This is a genomic window from Polaribacter marinivivus (assembly GCF_042651285.1).
GTDB lineage: Bacteria > Bacteroidota > Bacteroidia > Flavobacteriales > Flavobacteriaceae > Polaribacter > Polaribacter marinivivus.
This window is the reverse complement of the sequence record NZ_JBHSCY010000001.1, coordinates 685,756-711,314: the sequence shown is the minus strand read 5'-3', so window position 1 is coordinate 711,314 and position 25,559 is coordinate 685,756. Positions and strand designations below refer to the sequence as shown.

The 25,559-nt window shown below is 29.5% G+C and carries 25 protein-coding genes; 12 read left to right on the top strand and 13 right to left on the bottom strand.

What is annotated here, in order from left to right:
- Nucleotide 1 precedes the first annotated feature (1 nt).
- From ybeY to ACFOWD_RS03310, 3 genes are read left to right on the top strand one after another with little or no spacing between them, the layout of a single operon-like run.
- Nucleotides 2–415 (top strand): rRNA maturation RNase YbeY, encoded by a 414-nt coding sequence (gene ybeY / locus ACFOWD_RS03320; protein WP_377408092.1) that lies wholly within the window; start codon nt 2–4, stop codon nt 413–415.
- Nucleotides 416–461: 46 nt separating this feature from the next.
- A complete protein-coding gene (gene mnmG, locus ACFOWD_RS03315; protein WP_377408090.1) occupies nt 462–2,339 on the top strand; it encodes a tRNA uridine-5-carboxymethylaminomethyl(34) synthesis enzyme MnmG in 1,878 nt (625 codons plus the stop codon).
- Between the two features lie 45 nt (nt 2,340–2,384).
- Complete coding sequence (locus ACFOWD_RS03310; RefSeq protein ID WP_377408088.1) at nt 2,385–3,242, top strand: class I SAM-dependent methyltransferase; 858 nt, start codon at nt 2,385–2,387, stop codon at nt 3,240–3,242.
- Between the two features lie 140 nt (nt 3,243–3,382).
- Here the strand turns inward: ACFOWD_RS03310 and ACFOWD_RS03305 are convergent, their stop codons facing one another.
- The 5 genes from ACFOWD_RS03305 to panB all read right to left on the bottom strand — a co-directional run bounded on the left by ACFOWD_RS03305 (nt 3,383) and on the right by panB (nt 6,679).
- The gene (locus ACFOWD_RS03305; protein WP_377408086.1) at nt 3,383–3,781 is read right to left on the bottom strand and encodes a DoxX family protein; all 399 of its coding nucleotides are present in this window, start codon (nt 3,779–3,781) and stop codon (nt 3,383–3,385) included.
- A gap of 11 nt (nt 3,782–3,792) precedes the next feature.
- A complete protein-coding gene (locus ACFOWD_RS03300; RefSeq protein WP_377408084.1) occupies nt 3,793–4,179 on the bottom strand; it encodes a VOC family protein in 387 nt (128 codons plus the stop codon).
- A 5-nt stretch (nt 4,180–4,184) separates the two neighbouring features.
- Entirely contained in the window at nt 4,185–4,643 is a 459-nt protein-coding gene (locus ACFOWD_RS03295; protein ID WP_377408082.1) for a DUF1801 domain-containing protein, read from the bottom strand.
- Between the two features lie 37 nt (nt 4,644–4,680).
- Nucleotides 4,681–5,619 carry a 2-hydroxyacid dehydrogenase gene (locus ACFOWD_RS03290; protein WP_377408080.1) on the bottom strand — a complete coding sequence of 313 codons (939 nt, stop codon included), beginning with the start codon at nt 5,617–5,619 and terminating at the stop codon, nt 4,681–4,683.
- 241 nt (nt 5,620–5,860) lie between these two features.
- Nucleotides 5,861–6,679, bottom strand: coding sequence for a 3-methyl-2-oxobutanoate hydroxymethyltransferase (gene panB / locus ACFOWD_RS03285; protein ID WP_377408078.1), 819 nt, complete (start codon nt 6,677–6,679; stop codon nt 5,861–5,863).
- Nucleotides 6,680–6,818: 139 nt separating this feature from the next.
- Between panB and ACFOWD_RS03280 the strand changes: the two genes are divergently transcribed.
- Genes ACFOWD_RS03280 through ACFOWD_RS03265 form a run of 4 tightly spaced genes read left to right on the top strand, consistent with a single transcriptional unit; the run spans nt 6,819 to nt 8,817 of the window.
- Entirely contained in the window at nt 6,819–7,298 is a 480-nt protein-coding gene (locus ACFOWD_RS03280; RefSeq protein WP_377408076.1) for a nuclear transport factor 2 family protein, read from the top strand.
- Between the two features lie 29 nt (nt 7,299–7,327).
- Entirely contained in the window at nt 7,328–7,894 is a 567-nt protein-coding gene (locus ACFOWD_RS03275; RefSeq protein ID WP_377408074.1) for a sigma-70 family RNA polymerase sigma factor, read from the top strand.
- Nucleotides 7,895–7,899: 5 nt separating this feature from the next.
- On the top strand, nt 7,900–8,163 hold the full coding sequence (locus tag ACFOWD_RS03270; RefSeq protein ID WP_298990580.1) for a hypothetical protein: 264 nt from the start codon (nt 7,900–7,902) through the stop codon (nt 8,161–8,163).
- A gap of 12 nt (nt 8,164–8,175) precedes the next feature.
- A complete protein-coding gene (locus ACFOWD_RS03265; protein WP_377408072.1) occupies nt 8,176–8,817 on the top strand; it encodes an O-methyltransferase in 642 nt (213 codons plus the stop codon).
- Between the two features lie 2 nt (nt 8,818–8,819).
- Here the strand turns inward: ACFOWD_RS03265 and ACFOWD_RS03260 are convergent, their stop codons facing one another.
- Nucleotides 8,820–9,104, bottom strand: coding sequence for a Sec-independent protein translocase subunit TatA/TatB (locus tag ACFOWD_RS03260; RefSeq protein ID WP_298990577.1), 285 nt, complete (start codon nt 9,102–9,104; stop codon nt 8,820–8,822).
- Nucleotides 9,105–9,345: 241 nt separating this feature from the next.
- Between ACFOWD_RS03260 and ACFOWD_RS03255 the strand changes: the two genes are divergently transcribed.
- A complete protein-coding gene (locus ACFOWD_RS03255) occupies nt 9,346–9,822 on the top strand; it encodes a hypothetical protein (protein WP_377408070.1) in 477 nt (158 codons plus the stop codon).
- Nucleotides 9,823–10,796: 974 nt separating this feature from the next.
- On the opposite strand, the gene mutS is transcribed toward ACFOWD_RS03255, so the two are convergent.
- Nucleotides 10,797–13,370: a DNA mismatch repair protein MutS gene (gene mutS / locus ACFOWD_RS03250; protein WP_377409600.1), complete on the bottom strand. Its 2,574-nt coding sequence runs from the start codon at nt 13,368–13,370 to the stop codon at nt 10,797–10,799.
- Nucleotides 13,371–13,494: 124 nt separating this feature from the next.
- Here mutS and ACFOWD_RS03245 point away from each other — a divergent pair, with 124 nt between their 5' ends.
- Complete coding sequence (locus ACFOWD_RS03245) at nt 13,495–14,025, top strand: RNA methyltransferase (protein ID WP_377408068.1); 531 nt, start codon at nt 13,495–13,497, stop codon at nt 14,023–14,025.
- A 51-nt stretch (nt 14,026–14,076) separates the two neighbouring features.
- Here ACFOWD_RS03245 and mgtE read toward each other — a convergent pair whose 3' ends face one another.
- From mgtE to ACFOWD_RS03225, 4 genes are all read right to left on the bottom strand, one after another.
- Entirely contained in the window at nt 14,077–15,426 is a 1,350-nt protein-coding gene (gene mgtE / locus ACFOWD_RS03240; RefSeq protein WP_377408067.1) for a magnesium transporter, read from the bottom strand.
- Nucleotides 15,416–16,219 carry a 16S rRNA (adenine(1518)-N(6)/adenine(1519)-N(6))-dimethyltransferase RsmA gene (rsmA, locus tag ACFOWD_RS03235; protein WP_298990568.1) on the bottom strand — a complete coding sequence of 268 codons (804 nt, stop codon included), beginning with the start codon at nt 16,217–16,219 and terminating at the stop codon, nt 15,416–15,418. The genes mgtE and rsmA overlap by 11 nt, the downstream gene beginning before the upstream one ends.
- Nucleotides 16,220–16,221: 2 nt before the next feature.
- A complete protein-coding gene (locus ACFOWD_RS03230) occupies nt 16,222–16,551 on the bottom strand; it encodes a DUF4286 family protein (RefSeq protein WP_298990565.1) in 330 nt (109 codons plus the stop codon).
- A 64-nt stretch (nt 16,552–16,615) separates the two neighbouring features.
- The gene (locus ACFOWD_RS03225) at nt 16,616–18,382 is read right to left on the bottom strand and encodes a tetratricopeptide repeat protein (protein ID WP_377408065.1); all 1,767 of its coding nucleotides are present in this window, start codon (nt 18,380–18,382) and stop codon (nt 16,616–16,618) included.
- A 187-nt stretch (nt 18,383–18,569) separates the two neighbouring features.
- On the opposite strand from ACFOWD_RS03225, the gene ACFOWD_RS03220 reads away from it, so the two are divergent.
- On the top strand, nt 18,570–18,713 hold the full coding sequence (locus ACFOWD_RS03220; protein ID WP_298990559.1) for a hypothetical protein: 144 nt from the start codon (nt 18,570–18,572) through the stop codon (nt 18,711–18,713).
- 3 nt (nt 18,714–18,716) lie between these two features.
- Here the strand turns inward: ACFOWD_RS03220 and serS are convergent, their stop codons facing one another.
- Both serS and ACFOWD_RS03210 read right to left on the bottom strand, forming a co-directional pair.
- Entirely contained in the window at nt 18,717–19,991 is a 1,275-nt protein-coding gene (serS, locus tag ACFOWD_RS03215; protein WP_377408063.1) for a serine--tRNA ligase, read from the bottom strand.
- A gap of 59 nt (nt 19,992–20,050) precedes the next feature.
- Nucleotides 20,051–20,983, bottom strand: coding sequence for a bifunctional riboflavin kinase/FAD synthetase (locus tag ACFOWD_RS03210; protein ID WP_298990553.1), 933 nt, complete (start codon nt 20,981–20,983; stop codon nt 20,051–20,053).
- A gap of 191 nt (nt 20,984–21,174) precedes the next feature.
- Here ACFOWD_RS03210 and ACFOWD_RS03205 point away from each other — a divergent pair, with 191 nt between their 5' ends.
- Both ACFOWD_RS03205 and ACFOWD_RS03200 read left to right on the top strand, forming a co-directional pair.
- The gene (locus tag ACFOWD_RS03205; RefSeq protein ID WP_377408061.1) at nt 21,175–23,973 is read left to right on the top strand and encodes a TonB-dependent receptor; all 2,799 of its coding nucleotides are present in this window, start codon (nt 21,175–21,177) and stop codon (nt 23,971–23,973) included.
- A gap of 18 nt (nt 23,974–23,991) precedes the next feature.
- Entirely contained in the window at nt 23,992–25,533 is a 1,542-nt protein-coding gene (locus ACFOWD_RS03200) for a G-D-S-L family lipolytic protein (RefSeq protein ID WP_377408059.1), read from the top strand.
- The last annotated feature ends 26 nt before the right edge of the window (nt 25,534–25,559 follow it).

Sequence of the window (25,559 nt, the reverse complement as noted above, 5' to 3'; positions counted from 1 at the left end):
AATGATTGTTTTTAATTACGAAACACCTTTTGAGTTGCCTAATGAAATACAAACTCAAGAATGGATACAAAAAGTAGTTGCTGATAATGGTTTTGAAATTGGTGAAATCAACTATGTTTTTTGTGATGATAATTATCTTCATAAATTAAATGTCGAGTTTTTAAATCATGACACCTTAACAGATATTATTAGTTTTGATAATACCTTAGGTAAATTAATTTCTGGAGATATATTTATTTCTATAGAAAGAGTAGAAGAAAATGCAAAAGATTTTAAGGTAAGTTTTGAAAATGAATTACACAGAGTAATGATTCATGGTGTTTTACATTATATGGGTTTTAAAGATAAATCTGATGATGATAAAATAAAAATGAGAAATGCTGAAAACGCTGCTTTGTCTTTGTTAAAATATTGATAATCAAATAAATAAATATAAAGTTTCACGTGGAACTTAAATAACTATGAGTTTATTTACAACAAAATACGATGTTATTGTAGTTGGTGGTGGACATGCAGGAAGTGAAGCTGCTGCTGCTGCTGCAAATATGGGAGCACACACTCTACTTATTACAATGAATCTGCAAAATATTGCACAAATGAGTTGTAATCCTGCAATGGGTGGTATTGCAAAAGGTCAAATTGTTAGAGAAATTGATGCGCTTGGAGGTTATAGTGGTATTGTTACAGATAAAACAGCAATACAATTCAAGATGTTAAATAAGTCTAAAGGTCCTGCAATGTGGAGTCCAAGAGCACAATCTGATAGAATGCAGTTTGCTGAATGTTGGAGAACCATGTTAGAAAATACTAAAAACCTAGATTTCTATCAAGATTCAGTTAATGGATTGTTGTTTGATGGAGATACTATTATTGGAGTTAAAACAGCTTTAGGTTTAGATATAAAAGCAAAGACTGTTATTATTACAGCAGGAACTTTTTTAAATGGATTAATTCATATTGGAGATAAAAGTTTTGGTGGAGGTAGAGCTGGAGAAGGAGCTTCAAGAGGTATCACAGAAGATTTAGTTGCTAAAGGTTTTGAAGCAGGAAGAATGAAAACAGGTACCCCTCCAAGAGTTGATGGAAGGTCTTTAGATTATTCTAAAATGACTGAGCAACCAGGAGATGAAATCACAGAAAAATTTTCTTATTTACCTGTTACAACTAACTTAAAGAAACAACGTTCTTGTTGGTTAACTTACACAAATCCTGAAGTGCATGATTTACTAAGAGAAGGTTTTGATAGGTCTCCAATGTTTAATGGTAGAATACAATCTACAGGCCCAAGATATTGCCCTTCAGTTGAAGATAAAATAGATCGTTTTGCAAGTAAAGAAAGACATCAAATTTTTGTAGAGCCAGAAGGCTGGACAACTTGTGAAATGTATGTAAATGGTTTTTCTACATCTTTACCAGAAGATATTCAAGACAAAGCTATAAGAGCTGTTGCTGGTTTCGAAAATGTAAAGTTTTTTAGATATGGTTATGCAATAGAGTATGATTATTTTCCGCCAACACAATTAACGCATTCATTAGAAACAAAGTTGATTAAAAATCTATTTTTTGCAGGTCAAATAAATGGAACAACTGGTTATGAAGAAGCTGCAGCACAAGGTTTAATGGCTGGTGTAAATGCTGCTTTAAAAGTTCAAAATAAACCTTCTTTTATCTTAAAAAGAAATGAAGCTTATATAGGTGTTTTAATAGATGATTTGATAACAAAAGGTACAGAAGAGCCTTATAGAATGTTTACTTCTAGAGCAGAGTATAGAACTTTGTTAAGGCAAGATAATGCAGATTTACGATTAACACCAAAGGCTTTTGAACTTGGTTTAGCTTCAAAAGAAAGATTGGATAGGGTAAAAGAAAAGAGAGAAAAATCTAAATTATTAATTGAGTTTTTAGAAAAAACAAGTGTAAAAAAAGAAGAGATAAATCCTATTTTAGAAGCTAAAAATTTAGCTTTAGTAAATCAATCTATGAAGCTTTTTAAAATTGCTGCTAGACCTCAATTAGATTTTTCTGATTTTAAAAACATAAAGAAATTAAATTCTTTTTTAGAGGAAAATAACATTGATAAAGAAGTAATTGAGCAAGCAGAAATTCATTTAAAATATTCTGGATATATTGCTAAAGAAAAGAGTAATGCAGATAAATTAAATAGGCTAGAAAATGTTATGATTCCTTCTAGTTTTAATTACCAAAAGGTAAAATCTCTTTCATATGAAGCTAGAGAAAAATTAAGTAAAATACAGCCCACTTCAATTTCACAAGCTAGTAGAATTAGTGGTGTTTCTCCTTCAGATATTTCTGTTCTTTTAGTGTATATGGGTAGATAATTTTACAAATTTCATAGATGTTCCTCGTGGAACAATTTAAATTTTATGTCAAAGAAAACCGATTTTTATCAAAATTTAGAACCTTACTTAGTTTGTAAAGATTACACTGTTTCTCATGAAGAATATCAAGTAATGTTTAATAAAGAGTTTGATATGTTAGTGACAATTCCAGTTCCAAAAAACATTTCAGATTATTACAAAAGTGAAGATTATATTTCTCATACAGATTCTAAAAAATCACTTTTTGACAAAGTATATCAAGCTATAAAAAATATCACTTTAAAAAGAAAACTTAAGTTAATTAACTCTTTTAATACTAAATCAAAAAAAGTTTTAGATGTAGGGGCAGGAACAGGCGATTTTTTAAAAGTATGTAAAACGAATTCTTGGGAAATTTTTGGTTCAGAACCAGATTCAGGAGCAAGAAATATTGCTGCTAAAAAAGGTGTTAATTTAGAAAAAGATTTATCTAAACTTCAAAATCAACAATTTGATGTCATTACACTTTGGCATGTTTTAGAACATGTAGAAAACCTCCAAGAATATATTACCACATTAAAAAGTTTATTAACTGAAAATGGAAGATTAATTATTGCTGTACCAAATTTTAAAAGTTATGACGCAATAAAATATAAAGAGTTTTGGGCCGCTTTTGATGTACCAAGACATTTATGGCATTTTAGTAAAACGTCTATTTCTAAATTATTTTCTTATGAGAATATGAAAGTAGAAAAAATACTACCTATGAAATTTGATGCTTATTATGTTGCATTATTAAGTGAAAAATACAAGTATAAAAAAAGTAAACCTTTTTCAGCATTTATTAATGGATTTAAGTCAAACTTTAAAGCTAAGTCAACAAAGGAGTACTCATCTTTAATTTATGTCTTAAAAAAGCAATAAAACGCCTTTTTAAAAGGTTTTTTAATTGTTTGTGCTAAAAACAACCAAACACCCTCCAAAAAAATAAAAAGCCTTTAAAACATCTGTTTTAAAGGCTTTTTACATAAGAAATACTTATGTAAATATTTATATTATAATTTTTAACTATTTAATAAAAACACACCCCAAAGTGTAATGATAAAATAGACAGCTAAGCTTATTGCTCCTGCATAATCTTTTGCTAAACGTTGTCCTATTAATAAAAAGATTAAAGTAACAGCACAAAGTTCTGTTCCTAATAAAGCAATTTCTTTTGCTCCAGAAGTATAAAGTTCATAAATACCAAAAAGCATACAAAAACCTGCAACTATTTCTAAAACAAGAATGATAGCTAGTAATAGAGGCACTGTATTTTTTAAAGGTGAGTTTTTAAAATGATCTTTTATAAAAGCAACATTTCCTTTCCAATCTAATAATTTGTCAATACCAGATTGTAAAAAAGTTACCGTTAAAAATAATAGTACTAATACTTCTGTTGGATATTTAGATAATAAGTTCATGATATTTATATTTATTTAAATGCTTCGTCTTTTGGTTCCCAAAGTTCAATTTTATTACCATCATTGTCAAGTATCCATCCAAATTTTCCATATTCAAACTCTTGTATGTCTCCAACAATAGTAACTCCTTCTTTTCTTAATTCTGATAATAATTCAACCAAGTTTTCAACTCGATAGTTAATCATAAAATCTTTTTTAGAGGGCTTAAAATAATCTGTTTTGCTTGTAAAAGGACTCCATTGTGTAGAGGCATCTTTACCATCTTTATCTTTCCACCAAAAAGTGCATCCCCAATTATCGATATTAAAACCCAAGTGTTTTTTATACCACTCTTTAGATGCAGTTGGGTCATCACTTTTAAAGAAAACACCACCAATACCAGTTACTCTATTTTTCATATTTATTATTTCTTTTTTGTTGCAGATTCGTATATGTTAATCCACTCATTTACAGTTAGTTTTGTGCATAATTCAGCTATTAAATCGTAAGGAATATCATCCATTTTTTTAAAACGGATGCAACTTTTCCCCATATCTAATTTTCTTTTTGCATGTTTAGGATATTCAGCTACAAACCAATCATACAGTTCTTTTTTTGCGTAGATTCCACTATGATATAAGTTTATAGAATTTTTCTGAGAAGCCAAATTCATAAAAGGTAAAGGTAATTTTGGGTCACAATGATAACCTTCTGGATATATTGAGTGAGGAACATAATAACCCAACATTTTATAGTTTAATCCCTCTTCAAAACCTTCAGGCAAATTATCTTTTATAATTTTTCTTAATTTAGAAATGATTGGTTTTCTTTCTTCAGGTATTTGAGCAACATATTCTTCTGGAGTGTTAGCTTCGTATGTCATTTTAGTTTTTTTTGATGGTTGAATAACGACTTACAAGTTAACAAAATTTTGCTTTGATTTTATCTACTATGGTTTGTGCTAATTTCTCATTACTTTCTATAGTCCAACCAGCAACATGAGGTGATAAAATTACATTTTCTGATGCAATTAAATATTGAAAAGCTTCTGGTAAATTTTTGTCAGAAAATAAGTTTTCAAAAGAAGATTTTTCATATTCTAAAACATCTAAACCAGCACCCAAAATTTTGCCACTTTTTAAAGCAGCAACTAAATCTTTTGTGACAACAGATGTTCCACGTGCTGTATTTAATAACCAAAAAGATTTCTTGAAACGATTAATAAAAGCTTTGTTTATCATATTTCTTGTAAGTGTTGTTTGTGGGGTATGTAAACTTAAAACATCAGACCTCTGTTGTAATTCTTCTAAAGAAACTTGTTTACAATTTTCGTCACCCACATTTGATTTTATATCATAACATAAAACATCTACATCAAATCCTCTTAATTTTTTTGCAAATGATTTCCCCATATTTCCATAACCTATTAGACCTATAGTTTTTCCATCTAGTTCTAATCCTCTATTTTCTTCACGAAGCCATTTCCCTGCTCTAATTTCTTTATCAGCTTTATTTAACTTATTAAATAGTGACAATAACATACCTAATGTATGTTCACCAACTGCATTTCTATTTCCTTCTGGAGCAGCTATTAGGGCAATATTTTTTGATATAGCATATTCACAATCTATATTTTCTAAACCAGCACCAACTCTTCCAATAAATTTTAGGTTAGTAGCTTTATCTATAAAGGCTTTATCAATTTTAAAACGACTTCTTATGATAAAGCCATCATAGTTATGAATTTTAGCTTCAATATCTTCTTTTGAAGATGAGTAATCTTCATCATTAGTAAACCCTAATTTATTCAATTGATTAATTAAAAGAGGGTGGTTGGTGTCTAAATGAATTACTTTCATAACATTAAAAATTAAACCAAATTAATATAACTAACAATATGATTAATCCTGGCCAAATATAACTTATAAAGAAAGTGACCACTTTTTTATATGAATAGAAAAACTCCATTCTTTTAGAGTTGTATTTTATAAAAAACTTTTCAGCTCTTATCAAAAAAAACTTAAATAGTATTTTAAAAAAAGGAATAGTAAGTAGAAATAATAATGATTGAAAAAGCTTTTGAGAAATTGTCATTTTTGATTAATACTGTTCTTCCTCATTTGGGAAGTCTTTACTTTTAACGTCTTTTACATATTGTTGAAAAGCACCTGTCATATCAGCAAATAAGTCTAAATACCTTCTTAAAAAGCGTGGGTTAAATTCATGAGTCATACCAATCATATCATGAGTTACTAATACTTGACCATCAACCCCATTTCCTGCTCCAATACCAATTACAGGTATTGTTAATGCTTCTGCAACTTTCTTGGCTAATTTTGCAGGTACTTTTTCTAAAACAATAGCAAAACAACCAATTCTTTCTAACATTAAAGCATCTTCCATTAATTTTTCTGCTTCTTGTTCTTCTTTAGCCCTTACAGTATAAGTACCAAATTTATATATTGATTGTGGTGTTAATCCTAAATGACCCATTACAGGAATACCTGCATTTAAAATTCGTTTTATAGATTCTTTTATCTCTTTTCCTCCTTCAAGTTTTATAGAATGGGCGCCACTTTCTTTCATGATTCTAATTGCAGAACGTAATGCTTCTTTGGGGTCAGATTGATAGCTACCAAAAGGTAAATCTACAACTACTAAACAGTGTTCTATACCTCTAATTACTGAGCTTGCATGGTAAATCATTTGATCTAATGTAATAGGCAATGTGGTCTCATGACCAGCCATGACATTAGAGGCAGAATCACCAACTAGTAGCACATCTAAACCTGCTTTATCTAAAATTTTAGCCATGGTATAATCGTAAGCTGTTAGCATGGAAATTTTTTCTCCATTTGCTTTCATTTCAACTAAAGATTTTACAGTAATTCTTTTGTACTGTTTTTTTGCAATTGACATATTTTTAATTTTTTGACAATGGTAAAAGTAAGAAATATCATTTACATCATCACCTAGTTAATCTTCTGTTAATGTATTTTTAAAGCTATATGTAAATAGAGAAAATTAATTAGTTTTAGATTTTCAAAATCAATCAATTATGCAAAAAATTATACCTTTTTTACTATTATTAATTAGTTCTTTAGTAATAACAGCTCAAGAAAAAAATGAGCAACAAGAAGTTAAAAAAGTAATTGAAACATTTTTTATAGGCTTACATAAAGGAGATAGTACCATCATGAAATCTACCTTACACAAAGACATTAAAATTCAAACTACTTTTACAAATAGAGAAGGATTAAAAAACTTAAATACCCAATCAAGACAAGCTTTATTAACAGGTGTTGCTAATAAAAAACCAGAAAATGTCTATTTAGAAAAGTTACTTTCTTATGACATTAAAATTGATGGTAATTTAGCATCTGTTTGGACTCCTTATGAATTCTATTTAAATGATAACTTTAGTCATTGTGGGGCTAATTCTTTTCAGTTATTTAACAATAATGGTAAGTGGCAAATCATTTATATTGTAGATATGAGAAGAAGAGATAATTGTAAAGCGCTAAAAGACAAAAAATAAGTTATATTTGGCTTTTTATTAAAGCTAAAATGCCTAACACAAAACCAACTTTACAACCAGATAAATGGATAGATAATTACGCAGATTATCTCTTTAATTATGCTGTTGTTAGAGTTAATGATAGTGATTTAGCAAAAGACTTGGTTCAAGATACTTTTATAGCTGCATTAAAATCTGCTAAAAATTTTCAAGGGAAATCTACAGAAAGAACTTGGTTAGTTTCTATTCTTAAAAGAAAAGTAATAGATTATTACAGAAAAATCAATTCTAAAAAAGGACAAGCAGAAGTAAGAATGAACTTTTATGTTGATGGCGAACAACAAGGAAACTGGTTAGAAGAAAGAGTACCTCAAAGCTGGGACAATGCATCAGAAAAAGCCGTTGAAAATGAAGAATTAAAAGATCAATTAGAAGCTTGTATAGACAATTTACCCGAAAAATATGCAATGGTTTTTAGAATGAAAACCATTCAAGAATTCGAAACAGAAGAAATTTGTAAGGAGTTAGATATTACAGCGTCAAACCTTTGGGTTATTATCCATAGAGCAAGAACGCAGTTAAGAAAATGTATGGAAGATAACTGGTTTAATAGTTAAAATATATGTTTAAGTTTTTATTTATAACATGTGATGAAGCCACAATGATTTGTGATAAAAGTCAATATAATGAGGCTTCGTTATTTGAAAAGATTCAACTAAATATTCATTTTTTAAGATGTGGTATTTGTAGGCTTTATACAAAACAAAACAATAAAATGTCTGATTTGTTTAGAATGAAAGCAACAGATTGCCAAAAAGAAAAACCATGTTTATCTGATATTGATAAAGCTGCATTGAAACAAAAGCTTGAAAACTCTAAAGCATAGCTACTTTTTTAAATGGATTTTTTACCAGAAAAAATAGACGATTACGTTGTAAATCACTCACAACAAGAACCAAAAATTTTACAAGAACTAACTAAAGAAACTTGGCAAAAGGTATTAAACCCGAGAATGCTAAGTGGTGCATTTCAAGGTAGAGTATTGTCTATGATTTCTAAGTTAATAAGACCCAAAAACATTTTAGAAATAGGGACATATACAGGTTATTCAACACTTTGTTTTGCAGAAGGATTATCAAAAGACGGAAAAATAATTACTATTGATAAAAACGAAGAGCTAGAAACTTTACAAAACAAATACTTCGAAAAATCTGGTTACAGAAGTCAAATACAACAAATGGTGGGTGATGCAACCAAAATTATTCCAACTTTAAATCAGCAATTTGATTTGGTTTTTATTGATGCAGACAAATCAAATTACATTAACTATTTTCATTTAATTATTGATAAAATGAAACCTGGAGGAATAATCTTATCTGATAATGTTTTATGGAGTGGAAAAGTTGTTGAACAATTAAATCCTAAAGACCTAGACACCAAAGTTTTATTAGAGTATAATAAGTTACTGAATATTGATAAAAGAGTAGAAACTGTTTTGTTACCTATAAGAGATGGTTTAACAGTTAGTAGAGTACTATAAGATTACATATTTCTTTTTATAGGACCTGTAAAATCATCAATGTCTTTTTTTACATCATTAATTTCTTTATTCAGATCTTTAGTAAGGTTTGTATCTAAACCTTGTTTTTTTGCACTTTCGTTAATTTCTTTCTTAATATCATTAGTTGCGTCTTTTACTTGACGTATGCCTTTTCCTAAACCACGAGCAATTTCAGGAATCTTATCTGCACCAAAAAGCATCACAACAATAATCATTATTATGAATATTTCTTGACCACTTATAAAGAGAAAAAAAGTATTTATCATCGTCTACAAAGATAGTAGTTATTGTACAAAAACAAACTAATTTATATCAAATATGCGTATTGTTTAATAAAATTCATTAATTTTTTTGTTATTTACAAATAAACATAAATACCTACAAATGAATAAGTTATATTGTTTTTTGACTTATTTATAAATTAATTTTGCGTTTTTTATTAAAATATTTTTAAAACCAATTAAATTTTTATATACATTTGTAATCTAAATATTTAAACCCCTAAATATGAAACCCCTTAAAAAACTAGCAGCACTTTTGGTGCTACTTCTAGGTATCTTTGCGTTTACTTCAAAAACCAATACCGCAGAAAACTCAAACTTAGATTTGAATACTATAGATGTTTTAAATGTTCTTTTAGAGCAGAACACTTCTTGTAGGCCAAATTCTAATTATTCATTTTTTGTTGAAACTGAACTTGTAGAAAAAGTTAGAGGTGCAAGCACAATCGAAGCCAAAGTATTTATTTTAGAAAAATCTACTGGTAGTATTGCTAAAATTTCTGATGAAATAATTATGGTTCCAAATTTTAAAGGAACTCAATTATTAGAGAACAGTTTATCTGCTAAAAAGATGGATAATGGAGACGAAATTATTGAGACTAAATCTGATTTTAGCCTTAAAAGTCTTCAGAAATTTGAAACCATCAACAACAGTTACATTAAATCAACAAATAATTTATTAAATTTAAATAGATCTATTTAAACTATAAATTATTTCTTTTAATAAGAGATTAGATTTTATTTCCCTAAAATAAAATTTAAAAACCTATTTGCATGCTATGCTTTTAGGTTTTTTTTATTTTATAACTTAAGCAACTTTCTAATGCAACTTATGTCGCTTTAACATAAAGCTTACTACTTAAATACAATGTTTTAGAGAATAATAAATTAAAACGAATTACTTGTTTTTTGTATTATAAAAACTCTTAATCAGCAATATTTAGAAATTTTAATTTTTTAGGAAAAAAATTATAATACAATAATTGCTAATATCAAAAATTATTTAAAAAATTAATAATCAAATAGTTATGTTTTTTCAGCTCCCTGTTTTCAGGGATAACTATCATGGTAAACAGGGAGTTAGAAATTTCCCTGTTTACAGGGATTGACTAGTATGTATTTACCAAGTATTTTTACCATATAATTACTCAACAATAATAAAATTAAAATTGTAACTGTCTTATAAGTATAATTTATTATTAATCCCCCAAATAGAGTAATTACATAAAGCAATTTTAAAATAGCAGTTTAGTGAAAAATTAGGGTTTTTTACTTCACTGCTATTTAAATTTAAAAATCTTTTATTTATCTTTATTATATGCTAACCATTAACGAGTTATATACAATAATTGGGCTTTTATTATTTCTTTTAATAGTATTCTCTCCTTTTAAACTAAAATATAAAGCTGTTTTTTCTTTATGTTCTATTTATTTGGTTATTAATTATTTTCTACCAAATAAAATTGTTTTTGATGTTTTAATGTTTGTTTCTATGATAACACCATTTATCATTTTTAGATTTAAAAGAAAGGATATTTATAAACACTAATAATTTATGGAAACAATTTTAAACGACTTTAGCTGGAATTTAATTTTAATTCAAACAATTTCTTTATTGTTTGTTATAGCTATAGTTGTGTTAATATTTAAGTTGTTCAAGAAAGTAAAATAGAATATTTATTTTTTTAGCAACATTCTTTTAATCTCATTCAATTTCATTAGTGCTTCAATAGGCGTTAAAGTATCAATGTTAGTTGCTAAAATTTCCTCCCTAATATTTTCTAATAAAGGATCATCTAATTGAAAGAAACTGAGTTGTAAATCTTCGTTCTGAGTTTGTTTTAAAGTTTCTTTTACCTCATCATTTTTATTGTTTTCTTCAAGCTTTTTAAGAATTTTATTAGCTCTATGAATCACCATATTTGGCATTCCAGCCAATTTAGCTACATGAATACCAAAACTATGATTAGAGCCACCAGAAACGAGCTTACGAAGAAAAATGATGTTATCTTCTAACTCTTTTACAGAGACATTAAAGTTTTTAATTCTTTCGAAAGTTGTTGTCATTTCATTTAACTCATGATAATGAGTTGCAAATAATGTTTTTGCCTTAGATGGATGCTCGTGTAAAAACTCTGAAATAGCCCAAGCAATTGAAATTCCATCATAAGTAGAGGTACCTCTACCAATTTCATCTAACAATACTAAACTACGTTCAGAAATGTTATTTAAGATAGATGCAGTTTCATTCATTTCTACCATAAAAGTAGATTCACCCATAGAAATATTATCACTAGCACCAACTCTTGTAAATATTTTATCTACAATACCAATTTTCGCATTATGTGCTGGTACATAACTTCCCATTTGCGCCAACAAAACAATTAATGCAGTTTGTCTTAAAATAGCAGATTTACCAGACATGTTAGGTCCAGTAATCATGATAATTTGTTGTTGGTTTCTGTTAAGGACAACATCGTTAGCAATATAGGTTTGATCTATAGGTAATTGCTTTTCGATAACAGGATGTCTCCCGTTTTTGATGTCTAAATCTGTACTTTCATCCATAATTGGACGGACGTAATTATTATCAATAGCTAATACAGAAAAACCTAATAAACAGTCTATTTTTGCTATGGTTTTAGCATTGTTTTGTATTAAATCTACAAACTGAATAATGTATTGCAATAATTTGCTAAAAATCTGTTGCTCTAATGTTTGAATTTTTTCTTCAGCACCTAAAATTTTAGTTTCATATTCTTTAAGTTCTTCTGTAATATATCGTTCAGCAGAAACTAAAGTTTGTTTTCTAATCCATTCTGATGGTACTTTATCTTTGTGCGTATTTCTAACTTCTATGTAATACCCAAAAACATTATTAAAGGCAATTTTTAAACTACTGATTCCTGTACGCTCTGTTTCACGAGCTAACATAGCATCTAAAAACTGCTTTCCAGATGATGAAATTGCGCGTAAATCATCTAATTCTTGATGAACATTATTAGCGATAGCATTACCTTTATTAAGGTTAACAGGAGCATCATCAAATAAGGTTTGAGAAATTTTTTCAATTAAATCTGAACAAGAGTTTAGTTGATTTCCTAATGCTGAAACTGCTTTGTTCTTGCTCTTTTCAAGCTCTTTTTTTATGGGTAAAATTGCTTTTAAAGAATCTTTTAATAATACAATTTCTCTTGGATTTGCTTTACCTGTAGCTACTTTTGAAACAAGTCTTTCTAAATCTGAAATCTGTTTTAATTGATAGGTTACAGTTTGTGAAAGTGAGTTTGAATCTATAAAGTGTTTTACTAATTCGTGCCTGTTTTTAATTGAATCTATATTTTTTAGAGGTAATGCTAACCAACGCTTTAACAAACGACCACCCATAGGTGAAATGGTTTTATCTATCACATCTAAAAGAGTAACAGCATTTACAGAGTTTGGGTTGTATAATTCTAAATTACGCACTGTAAATCTGTCCATCCAAACATAATTATCTTCAGCAATTCTGCTAATATTTTGAATGTGTTTTAATTGATTGTGTTGTGTTTCAGATAAATAATACAACACAGCACCAGCAGCAATTATCCCACATTTTAAATCTTGTATACCAAAACCTTTTAAACTCTTTACCTCAAAATGATTTTGTAAAGTTTCATTAGCATATTCAGTTTGAAAAACCCAATCATCTAAATAAAAAGAGTAATATCTATTTTCAAAAACTTCTAAAAATTGTTGCTTGTTTTGTTTTTGTACTAAGATTTCACTTGGTGCAAAATTTTGAAGTAATTTATCTATGTATTCTGCATTTCCTTGAGCAACTAGATACTCACCTGTAGAAACATCCAAAAATGAAATACCAAGTTGTTTTTTATCAAAATGGATTGCTGCTAAAAAGTTGTTTTTCTTACTCTGTAAAACTTCGTCATTTAAAGAAACCCCAGGAGTTACTAACTCTGTTACACCACGTTTTACAATGGTTTTCGTCATTTTAGGATCTTCTAATTGATCACAAATTGCTACACGCATTCCTGCTTTTACCAGTTTTGGTAAGTAGGTGTTTAAAGAGTGATGAGGAAAACCTGCTAAAGCTGTTTCTGAGTCTGAACCTGCACCTCTTTTTGTAAGTGTAATTGATAAAACTTCAGCTGCTTTTTTAGCATCATCGCCAAAGGTTTCGTAGAAATCTCCAACACGAAATAATAACATAGCATCAGGATATTTAACCTTGATTGCATTGTACTGTTTCATTAAAGGAGTTACCTTTTTAGCTTTTGATTTTGCCAAGTTTTAGAAAAATTTCAGTTAGTTTTGCGAAGGTAAAAATTAGTAGGCAGTTTATAGTAGCAGTTTACTGTGAACTTATTCACAAACTATGAGGAAACTTAAAAATAACGAGTTAAATAGACTTACAGTAACAGAGTTTAAACAAACTAAAAAAACACCCATTATTGTGGTTTTAGATAATATTAGAAGTTTAAATAATGTAGGCTCTGTGTTTAGAACTAGTGATGCGTTTTTAATCGAAAAGATATATTTGTGTGGCATTACTGCAACTCCACCCAATAAAGAAATTCATAAAACTGCTTTAGGAGCAACAGAATCAGTAGATTGGGAGTATGCTGAAGAGACTATTGATGTTGTAAAAAAATTACAGAGTCATGATGTTCAAGTTTTGGCGATTGAACAGGCCGAAAATAGCACAAAACTGAATGAATTTCATCCAAAAGAAAACCAGAAATATGCAGTTATAATGGGTAATGAAGTAAAAGGAGTACAGCAAGATGTAGTAAACGCATCAGATTTGTGTATAGAAATACCTCAATTAGGTACCAAACATTCATTAAATATTTCTGTAACTACTGGTGTTGTTTTGTGGGATTTATTTCAGAAAATATATCAATAAATTAAAATTCGATTCTTATAAACTCCTCTACGAAACAATCTAAGAGGATTTTTATATACCCAAAATTAATTTCGCAATTAAGAAGTAAATTAAGATCCCAAAAATATCATTAGAGGTGGTTATAAAAGGTCCTGTAGCTATTGCTGGGTCTATACCTCTTTTGTTTAAAAAAAGTGGCACAAATGTACCTATTAAACCTGCCACAATAATAACAGCAACTAAAGAAACAGATATTGCTAAACCTGTATTAATACTGCCTTCATAAATCCAAACAAATAAAAATAGAAATAGCGCTAAAATAAACCCATTTAAAGCTGCTAAAAACATTTCTTTAAGAAGTCTGCTGTTTATACTACCCTTTACATCATTGTTTGCTAAACCCTGTACAATAATTGCAGATGATTGCACACCAACATTACCAGCCATTGCTGCAATTAATGGTGTAAAAAAGAATAAAGAAGCATATTTTTCGAATACTCCTTGAAAGCCTTCCATAATAATAAAAGCTCCTATACCACCAATTAACCCTAAAAACAACCAAGGTAATCGTGCTTTAGTTAATTGTAATATACTATCGTCTGAATCTACATCTTGAGTTAAACCTGCTGCTAATTGGTAATCTTTATCTGCTTCTTCTTTTAAAACATCAACAATATCATCAATAGTAATTCTACCTAATAATACGTTATTATCGTCTACAACTGGTATGGCTTCTAAATCGTATTTAGCCATAATTTTTGCAACCTCTTCATCATCTTCGTTAACATTTACAGCATCTACATTGTCTTTTAAAATATCTGCAATTTGTTGATCTGATTTAGCAATAATTAAGTCTTTTAAAGACAACCTACCCACTAATTTATCTTCTTTGTCTACAACATAAATTGAGTGGACTCTTGTAACGTCTTTAGCTTGACCTCTAATTCTTCTCATACAGCCAGCTACTGTCCAAGTTTCATAAACTTTAACTAACTCTTTAGCCATTAAAGCACCAGCAGTATTGTCTTGGTAAGATAAAAGCTCTTTAATATCTGCAGCTAATTCTTCATCATCTAAAGCATTAATTACTCTTTCTTGACGCTCATCTGAAAGTTCACCAATAATATCAGCAGCATCATCAGTGTCCATTTCTCCAATTTCGTCTGCAATTTCTTGAGCAGATAAATTTTCTAGGATTTTTTCACGAATATCTTCGTCTAATTCTGTTAAGATTTCAGAAGTTTTTTCGCTGTTTAAAAGCTTTATTATATAAATGGCATCATCAAAACTAACCTCATCTAAAATTTCTGCAATATCTGCATAATGCACTTCATCAAAAAGTTTTTTGATAGCTGCATCTTTGTTTTGAGCTATGTACTCATTTAGTTGTTCTAAAAACTCTGAAGTAACTTCAATTGCCATTTTCTGTTATTTTTTGAGTGAGTAAAATAAAGTCTGAAACAGATAGCTGCTCAGGTCTTTTAGCAAAGATAGGGTCTTCTTTTAAAGAAAGCGAAAGATTAAATGATTTTAAACTAGAACGCAACATTTTTCTTCTTTGATTAAAAGCTGTTTTTACGACTCTAAAAAATAATTTTTCTTCTACAGGTAAGGTAAAGTTTTCTTTTCTAATGCATCTTATAACTCCAGAATCTACTTTTGGAGGTGGATTAAAAACAGAAGGAGGCACAGTAAACAAATATTCAGTATCAAAAAAAGCTTGTGTTAAAACAGATAAAATTCCGTAAGTTTTACTACCAGGTTTTTCTGCGATTCTTTCTGCCACTTCTTTTTGAAACATCCCTGAAAATTCGGGTACAAGACCCCTGTTTTCAATAGCTTTAAAAACGATTTGACTAGAAATGTTATATGGAAAGTTACCAATAATAGCAACTTGTTGGTTGTTAAAAACCTCTTTTAGATTACATTTTAAAAAATCGCCTTCAATAATTTGAAACTTTTCTGCTGAGGTATCAATACTAATTTGCTCTACAGGAAAAACTTCTTTTAAATAAATTACAGATTCAGTATCTATTTCAAAAACAGTAACTTTTGGTTTCTTTTTTAAAATGTATTTGGTTAAAACACCCATTCCAGGACCTATTTCTAAAACATTGTTATAACCATTTTCTGTTAGAGTATCTGCAATTTTTTTTGCTATATTTTCATCTTTTAAAAAATGTTGTCCTAAATGTTTTTTTGCTTTTACAGACATGGTTAATTACTAACATTTATAGGGTAAAACTCTTTAATTAATTTTAATTCTGTTCTAAAAGCAAGCATTTTATCACCAAATTTTTTAAGTGCTTCTATACGTAATTCATCTGCATCTTCTTTATAATATGCTTCTACATCTTCTTTACTGTTTGCAGTATATTGAACTGAATATGTTTTACCACCCATTTCTTCTTCTACCAACACTTCTGTGAATTTAGCAGATATGAATTTACCAGTATTTAAAACTTCTGGTATATGAGATTCCATCCAAATTAACCATTCGTCATGAACAGAATCATCTATATTAATTGTAACGTTGTATATGTACATATTGGTTTGTAATCTTTAGTTTTTAAAGTTAGTCAACAACCAACCAATTTATCTGTTAAATTGATTATATATTGTCTCCTCTTAATTTTCGGTATTTTTTTCTAGCATCAACTAAGTAAATACTAGAAGGATGTTCAAAAATAATTTTTTGATAATATTCTTTAGCTTTTTCTATATCTAATAAATTGTTTTTATAGATTTCTGCCATCATAAAGTAGACATCGTCTGTTAAAAAACCTTGATTATCTGCAGCAATAATTTTATCTAAACTTGCAATTGCATTTAGATATTTTTCTTGCTTTACATAAAGTTTAGCTTGTAGAAAAAGAGCATCATCATAAATAACTTCACCTGGTTTTGCACCTGCAAAAAAGTCTTTTTTATTTTGATTTGTTGGAAAAAACAATCCTTCTAATTCTTGTAAGGCTTCTTCATCTTTATTTTGATACGCTAAGAGTTCTGCTTTTGCAAATTGCTTTAATCCAGAAGGGATAGAGTCTACAGGTTCATTATCAATTATTTTTAAATAAAGATCTACTGCATCGTTTGCAATTAGTTGTGTAGTAGAGCTTTTTAAAACTTTTAACTGAGCTTTTGCCCAAGTAAAATCGCCTTTAAAATAGCTGGTTTGTGCTACTTTAAAACGTGCTTCTTGCGCAAGTCTATTCCCCTTTAATTGAGTTTGAATTTGAGAAAAATAAATAAGAGCTTTATTAAATTTACCTGTGTAAACAAGCACATCACCTAATTTTAATTTTATACGAGCTTTATCAAATTTTGAGTTTGCATAGGTTAAAGCTTCTTCTAAAACTAATTTTGCTTTTTCTGGCTCATTTTTAGAAAAGGTTAAAAAATCTGCATACTCAGTTTGTATATTTATGGTTTGAGCATTTTTGCCAAACTCAACAAAAAGAGATTTAAAAAAAGCTTCAGTTTCTGGATTTTTAAGCGCTACAGCAATTTTTGCTAAGTATAAATTAGCATCAACTTTTTCTTCTATTAATGTTGATTTTTCATTAATAAAGTCGAAACATTTTTTTGCTGCATCTAAGTCTTCATTGTCAAAAGCTAATTTGCCTAAACTAAAAATTTCTGTAAGATCAGATTCTTCTCTTTGGTATAAAGCTTTTTCTTGATTAAATGCTTTACCATATTCTTTTTGTTGCGCAAATAACCAGCTTAACAAAATGTTCCATTCTTTTTTTGGATTACTTATTGCCTTCTTTAAAAGTGTTTTTCTAAATAAAACATTAGTCTCACTTTCTGCATCATCAGTTATATATCTGCTTGCATATCTTTGAATTAGATTTAAATAACTATCATTTTTATCTACAAGATTCACATAAGATTCAAACATCTTTTTAAATTCTCCTTTTTCTCCATAAATCTGAGCTATTTGAAAATTATAGTTTGCATTTTCGTTTTTAGACATAGTAATTTCATAAGCAGAAATAGCATAATCTAATTTGTTATAGTCTTTAAAAAAGCGACCTATAATACCACCAAATGCAGCATTTTTTTCTAAAGAATTTATAGCTTTATCATAATTTACTTTAGCTAATTCAGAAAGTTGCTGTTTTTCGAAATTGTACCCCAACAAAACATATAAAAAAGTTTGTCTTGGGTCTTTTTTAAGTTTTGACGTTATTAAGTTTTCAGCGTTTAAAAACTGATTTGTTTCTTGGTAACAAGAAATTAATCGATTTAAATATGTTGTGTTAAATGGGCTTTTGTTGTAAAGTTCTTTAAAAAGTTGCTCTGCTTTTTGGTATTCGCCTTGTCTAAAATAGGTTTCTGCTAAATAATAACTGTTTTCAGATTTATTAGACATAATGTTTTGAGCGAAGTTTACTTCACTGCAAAAAACAATTAAAAAAAGAATAAGAATTCTCATACAATCTCAAAGATAATTAACAAAAATGTTAATTTTTTATTAAACCAAAAGAAATTAAACCCCAACCTTGTAACATTTTGGCATAAAACTTGTCTATAGGATATAATAACTAATTAACAAGGTCATGATAGAACTAACTAACAAATACGAGATTGCTAAGCAAAATTCTATAGAGTTTATGAAAAATGGTCAAATAGCAGATTATTTAAACTCTTTATTAGAAATGAATAAATACAAAAGATTAATGGTTGCTATTGTAGCAAATTAAACTTTACTTAATCATATCAAAACCAGTATAAGGAATCAAGACTTCCGGAACTTGAATTCCATCTTCTGTTTGATAATTCTCTAATATACCAGCTAAAACACGAGGTAATGCTAATGAGCTTCCATTAAGCGTGTGTGCTAACTCACTTTTACCTTCTGCATTTTTAAATCTTAGTTTTAACCTGTTTGCTTGAAATGTTTCAAAGTTTGATGCAGAACTAATTTCTAACCATCTGTCTTGTGCTGTAGAAAACAATTCAAAATCAAAAGTTAATGCAGCAGTAAAACCAGTATCTCCACCACATAAACGTAAAATTCTATAAGGCAATTTTAGCTCTCTTAAAATTTCTTTGATGTGCTCTACCATTTCATTTAGAGCATTATAAGAATTCTCTGGGTGTTCTATTCTAACAATTTCTACTTTGTCAAACTGATGTAATCTATTTAAACCACGTACATGAGCGCCATAAGAACCAGCTTCTCGTCTAAAACATGGAGTATACCCAGTTACACATATTGGGAATTCTGTTTCCTGCATTAAATTACCACGAAACATATTGGTTATAGGCACTTCTGCAGTGGGTATCAAATACAAATCATCTTCTGTAACATGATACATTTGCCCTTCTTTATCAGGCAATTGACCAGTACCAAAACCAGAAGCTTCATTCACTAAATGAGGTACTTGAACTTCATGATAACCTGCAGCTATATTTTTATCTAAAAAGTAGTTGATTAATGCACGCTGTAATCTTGCTCCTTTTCCTTTATAAACAGGAAAACCAGCACCTGATATTTTTGCGCCTAAATCGAAATCAATAATGTCATATTTTTTTGCTAAATCCCAATGAGGTAGAGCATTTTCTCCTAATTCAGGAATGTTACCTTCTCTAAAAACTTCTTCATTATCTTCTTCTGAATTACCCGCTTTTACAGACGAATGAGGTATATTTGGAATTTGATACAATAGTGATTGTAATTCATCTGCATAACCATTTAATTTTTCTTGTAAATCTTTAGAAGCATCTTTTAATTGTCCAGTTTTTTCTTTTAAAAGATTTGCTTTTTGTGGTTGTCCAGATTTATATAAATTTCCTATTTCCTTAGATAATTTATTAGATTCAGCCAACGTATTATCAAGCTCAACTTGTGTTGCTCTTCTATTTTCATCAGCTGCTAAAACTTGATTAACAATGTTTTCTGCATCTGCAAAATTACGTTTTGCTAAGCCATCTAAAACGACTTTTTTATTTTCTCTAATAAATTGTACTTGTAACATTTTAAAGATGTTTTTAAGGCGCAAATATACAGTAAGCTTAAGACTTTAGCAATGTAGAACTATAGATTGTTTTTGATGTAGTTTCTTGCTGTGTTTTCATCTATTTTTAGCTGGTGAATAAGTGAATCAATAGAATCGAATTTGTGTTCATCACGTAAAAAATAAATTAATTCTACAGTTAAAGATTGATGATATAGATCTTTATTAAAGTCGAAAAAATGAACTTCAATAGTTTGGTGTTTGCCATCTACAGTAGGTCTATTGCCAATATTCATCATACCATAAATAGTTTCATTATCTATCTCAGATTTTACTACATAAACACCAGTTTTAGGTATTAATTTATACGATTCTTTAACATCAATATTTGCTGTTGGATACCCAATTTTACCCCCTAGTTGTTTTCCATTAACTACAACACCATTAATCATAAAATTATAACCTAAGTAATTGTTGGCAGTTTTTAAATTTCCAGCATGCAAAGCACGTCTAATTTTGGTAGAACTTACAGAAACATCATCTATGTCTTGAGCTGGTATTTCTTCAACTGTAAAATCGTAAAGTTGACTGTACTCTGTTAATTGTTTAATATTACCTTCTCTGTTTTTTCCAAAATGATGATCATAACCAATAATTAATTTTGAAATATTAAGTTGGTTTACTAAAAAATCTCGAACAAACTCTAGTGCAGTTGTTCTTGAAAATTCTTTACTAAAAGGATGAATTATTAAATAATCTAATCCTGTTTTTTCAAGAAGTTTTGCGCGTTCTTCAATAGTATTTATTAACTCTATTGATGCTTCTTTTTGTAAAACCATTCTTGGATGTGGAAAAAAAGTGAGTACTACAGATTTCTTTCCTTCTTTTTTAGCTTCTAAAACTAATTTTTCGATAATTTTTTGATGACCAAAATGTACACCATCAAAAGTACCAATAGTAACAAAGGTTTTTTCTTGTGAAGTAAAGTTAAAAACGTTATTTACAGTTTGCAAAACAATAGAATAATTGGTTTACAAAGGTACAATAAGTACATTGTAAAAAGTAGTTTTTATTAGCGTTTTAATATGTATATATGGCAAAATATGTTAATAAATATTGTTAACCCTACAATTTTATTGAGGAATTATTCAGAAATTCAAAAAAAATTGTATTTTGCATCTTAGTTAACAAATTAATTCAAATTATGATAAAAAAGACTTTACTCTTTGCATTATTAATGCTTGGTAGTATAGCAATGGTAGCTCAAACAACTATCACTGGTACTGTTAAGGATGCAAAAACGGGAGAAACCCTTCCTGGAGCAAACATTAAAATTTCAGGAAAGGCTGTTGGTACAAATACAGATTTCGATGGGGAATTTACTTTGCAAACGTCAGATACGCCACCTTTTACTATAGAGATTTCTATGTTAGGGTATCAGACAGAAAAAGTAGAAATTACAAAAAACAAACAAAAAGTAGATGTTAGTCTTACAGAAAATGAAACTGCATTAGACGAAATTGTTGTTTCTGCTTCTAGAACTCCAGAACGTATTATGGAGTCTCCTGTTACTGTGGAAAGGATGGATATTAGAGCCATTAAAAATACATCTTCGCCTTCTTTCTATGATGGGTTAGAAAACCTAAAAGGGGTAGACATTAACACAAACAGTTTAACATTTAAATCTGTAAACACACGTGGTTTTGCAACGTTTGCAAACACTCGTTTTATGCAGTTAGTAGATGGTATGGATAATTCATCACCAGCGTTAAATTTTGCTTTAGGTAACCTTCTAGGTATGTCTGAGTTAGATGTAAAAACGGTTGAATTATTACCTGGAGCATCATCTGCACTTTATGGAGCAAATGCTTTTAACGGTATTATGTTTATGACAAGTAGAAATCCTTTTGATGATCAAGGAATTAGTGTTTCTTTAAAGACAGGTTTAACAAGTCAGGATGCTGCTGGAGATAATGAGTTTTATGATTTTAATATTCGTATGGCTTATAAATTTTCTGAAAAATTCGCAGCAAAAGCTACGTTATCTTATTTAAAAGGTACAGAATGGTTTGCAACAGATTACAGAAACACACTAAATGGACAATATGTTGCAGGTGATAGAAATTCTGATAGAAACTATGATGGATTAAATGTTTATGGAGATGAGGTGTCTACAAATATTAGAGGTGTTGCACAAACATTAGAACAATTAGGTTTAGCTCCTGCAGGTTCATCAGCATTAGTGCCAAGTGAAGACATAAGTAGAACTGGTTATGATGAAAGAGATTTAATGAATTACAATGCTAGAAGCATGAAGTTTGGAGCGTCTTTAAACTATAGACCTTATGGAGATGATAGATTAGAAGTAATTTGGAATTCTAAATTTGGTGTAGGTAATACTATTTATCAAGGTTTAAATAGATACAACATCAGAAACTTCTTTATGGAGCAACACAAATTAGAGTTTAGAGGTAAGAACTTTTTTGTTAGAGGTTATTTAACTAACGAAGATGCAGGTGATTCTTTTGACACTCGATTTGCAGGAATTAATATTAACAGAGAGTGGAAAGATGATAACACATGGTTTGGAGAGTATGTTGGTGCTTATATTGGAGCAACTCTTGGAGGTTTAACTTCAGATCAAGCTCATGCATTAGCAAGACAACAAGCAGAGTCAGGTAGATTTTTACCAGGAACTCCAGAATTTCAAGCAGCTTTTGATAAAGTTACAAATGATCCAGATTTAGTAACAGGATCTAAATTTCAAGATAATACAAAATTATATCATGTAGATGCAAATTACAATTTTCAAGATATGATTGATTGGGCAGAGTTTCAAGTAGGTGCTTCTTACAGATTATATTCATTAAATTCTAATGGAAGTATTTTTACAGATTACGATGGGCCAATTGATTATGATGAGTATGGTGTTTACACACAAATGCAAAAGAAATTTTTAGAAGACGATCGTTTAAAGTTAACAGCTTCTTTACGTTATGATAAAGCTCAAAACTTTGATGGTAACTTCTCTCCAAGAGTTTCTTTAGCATATGCTGCAGGAGAAGATAAAAACCAAAACTTTAGAGCGTCTTTTCAAACAGGTTTCAGAAACCCAACTACACAAGATCAATACATTGGATTAAATGCAGGTAGAGCTTTCTTAGTAGGTTCTGCTCCAGATAACTTAGATAGATATACAACTCCAGCATTAACATTAAGTGGAGCTGGTGCTACAATAGCAGGCACATCTTCTGTAACACTTACAGGACGTGCAGCTTATGAAAATGCATTTTCAGCAAGTTCAGTTGTGCAAGGAGCACCAACTGCAGCAAATGTTGAGTTAGTTAAACCAGAAAAAGTAACTGCTTATGAAGTAGGATATAGAGGAATAGTTGGTGGTAACGAAAATAGAGTTACTGTAGATATGAGTGTTTACTATAATAGTTATGAAGACTTTATTTCTAATAACAACGTATTAGTTCCTTTTTATGGTACAGTTGGTGACAACTCATTATCATTAGCAGCTTTAGCTAATGGAGATTTTACAGCCTTTTCTACATATACTAACTCCTCTGCAGATATTAGCTCTTATGGTGGTAGTATTGGTTTAAATACAAGAATTTTTGATGGATTTAATGTAGGGTTAAACTATACATTTGCTAAGTTTGATTTTGATCAATCAACAGATCCAGATTTCCAAGCTGCATTTAACACTCCAGAGCACAAGGTTAAATTTCAATTTGGTAAAACAGATTTATTTGAAAACTTTGGATTTAACATAAATGTAAGATGGCAAGATGAATATTTATGGGAATCAACATTCCATAATGCTGTAATTGACTCAAGAACAATATTAGACGCACAAGTTAATTATACAATTCCAAAGTGGAAGTCTGTAATTAAACTTGGTGGATCTAACTTAACAGGTCAAGAATATTTAAGTGCACCTGGTGTTGGAGCAATAGGGTCTCAGTACTACTTATCTTGGACAATTAACAATTAATAAAAATTACAATATTTTATGAAAAATTATAAATATATAGGATTATTTCTACTCTCATTAGGGATTGCATCTTGTGATGTAAATAATGAACTAGAAGAAATTCCAGCGGTTGTAGAACAAGAAGTGGAATTAAATACAAATGGTTTAGACTTTTCTAGCTATGTTTCTATAGGAGCTTCTTTTACTGCAGGATTTACAGACAATGCACTATTTATTGCTGCACAACAAAACTCGTTTCCTAACATTTTAGCTTCTAAGTTTAAAACAACTTTTAATCAGCCTATGATGAATGATAACATAGGTGGATTATTGTTAGGTGGTAATGTTATTCAAGGACCAAGATTATTTTTTAATGGTTCTGGACCTGCACCTTTAAATGCAATGCCAACTACAGAAGTTACAAATTCTGTTTCAGGAAATCTAAATAACTTTGGTGTACCAGGGGCTAAAAGTTTTCACTTAGTTGCACCTGGTTATGGAAATGTACAGGGTGTTGCTTTAGGTTTAGCTAACCCTTATTTTGCAAGAATGGCTTCTAGTCCTAATGCTACTGTTTTAGGAGATGCTATGGCTCAAGCACCAACATTTTTTACCTTATCAGAAGTTGGTGGTAATGATGTTTTAGGCTATGCTTTATCTGGTGGTTCAGGTGTTGATCAAACAGGAAATTTAGATCCATCTACTTATGGTGGTTCAGATATTACTGATCCAAATGTTTTTGGACAAGTTTTATCTACTATGGTTAATACGTTAACTTCTGGAGGAGCTAAAGGTGTTGTTGGTAATGTACCATATATTACAAACTTAGCTCACTTTACAACAGTGCCATATAACGCAGTTCCTTTAGATGCTGCTACAGCAGCACAATTAAATGGTGCTTTTGCAGCTTATAATGCAGGGTTACAACAAGTATTAGACCTAAAGAATGCAAACCTATTACCAGCAGCAGTATTACCTTTATTAACGAACTATGATCAAGCAGAGGTTGATCGTAGAAAAGTAAATTTTGTTGCAGGTCAGAATGCGGTTTTAATTTTAGATGAAAACTTATCTAATTTAACGCCAATTAATGCAGCTTTAACAAATATGAGACAAGCTACAGCAGATGATTTACTTGTATTACCTAGTTCTACATTTATTGGAACTACAGTTGGTGGAAATCCTCAGTTAATAAATGGAGTTTCTGTTCCTTTAGGTGATAGATGGGTTTTAACACCACAAGAACAAGCTGCAATTAAAACGGCTACAGATTCTTATAATGCTACAATTAAGGCAATTACTGATGCAAATCCAAATGTTGCTTTAGTAGATTTAAAATCTGTATTAGAAGAAGCTTCTACAGGTATCGTATTTGATAATTATACATTAACAACTAATTTAGTGGTTGGTGGTTTAGTAAGTTTAGATGGAGTACATCTTACAGCTAGAGGTTATGCATTAATGGCAAACAAAATTTTAGCAGCTATGGATGTAAAGTTTGGAACTAACTTTACACAAGCTACAGGAGGTTTAGCTGTTGCAGGTGAATACCCAACAAATTATTCTCCTACTTTAAGATAAGTAAAGAATTAATAAATATTTAAAAA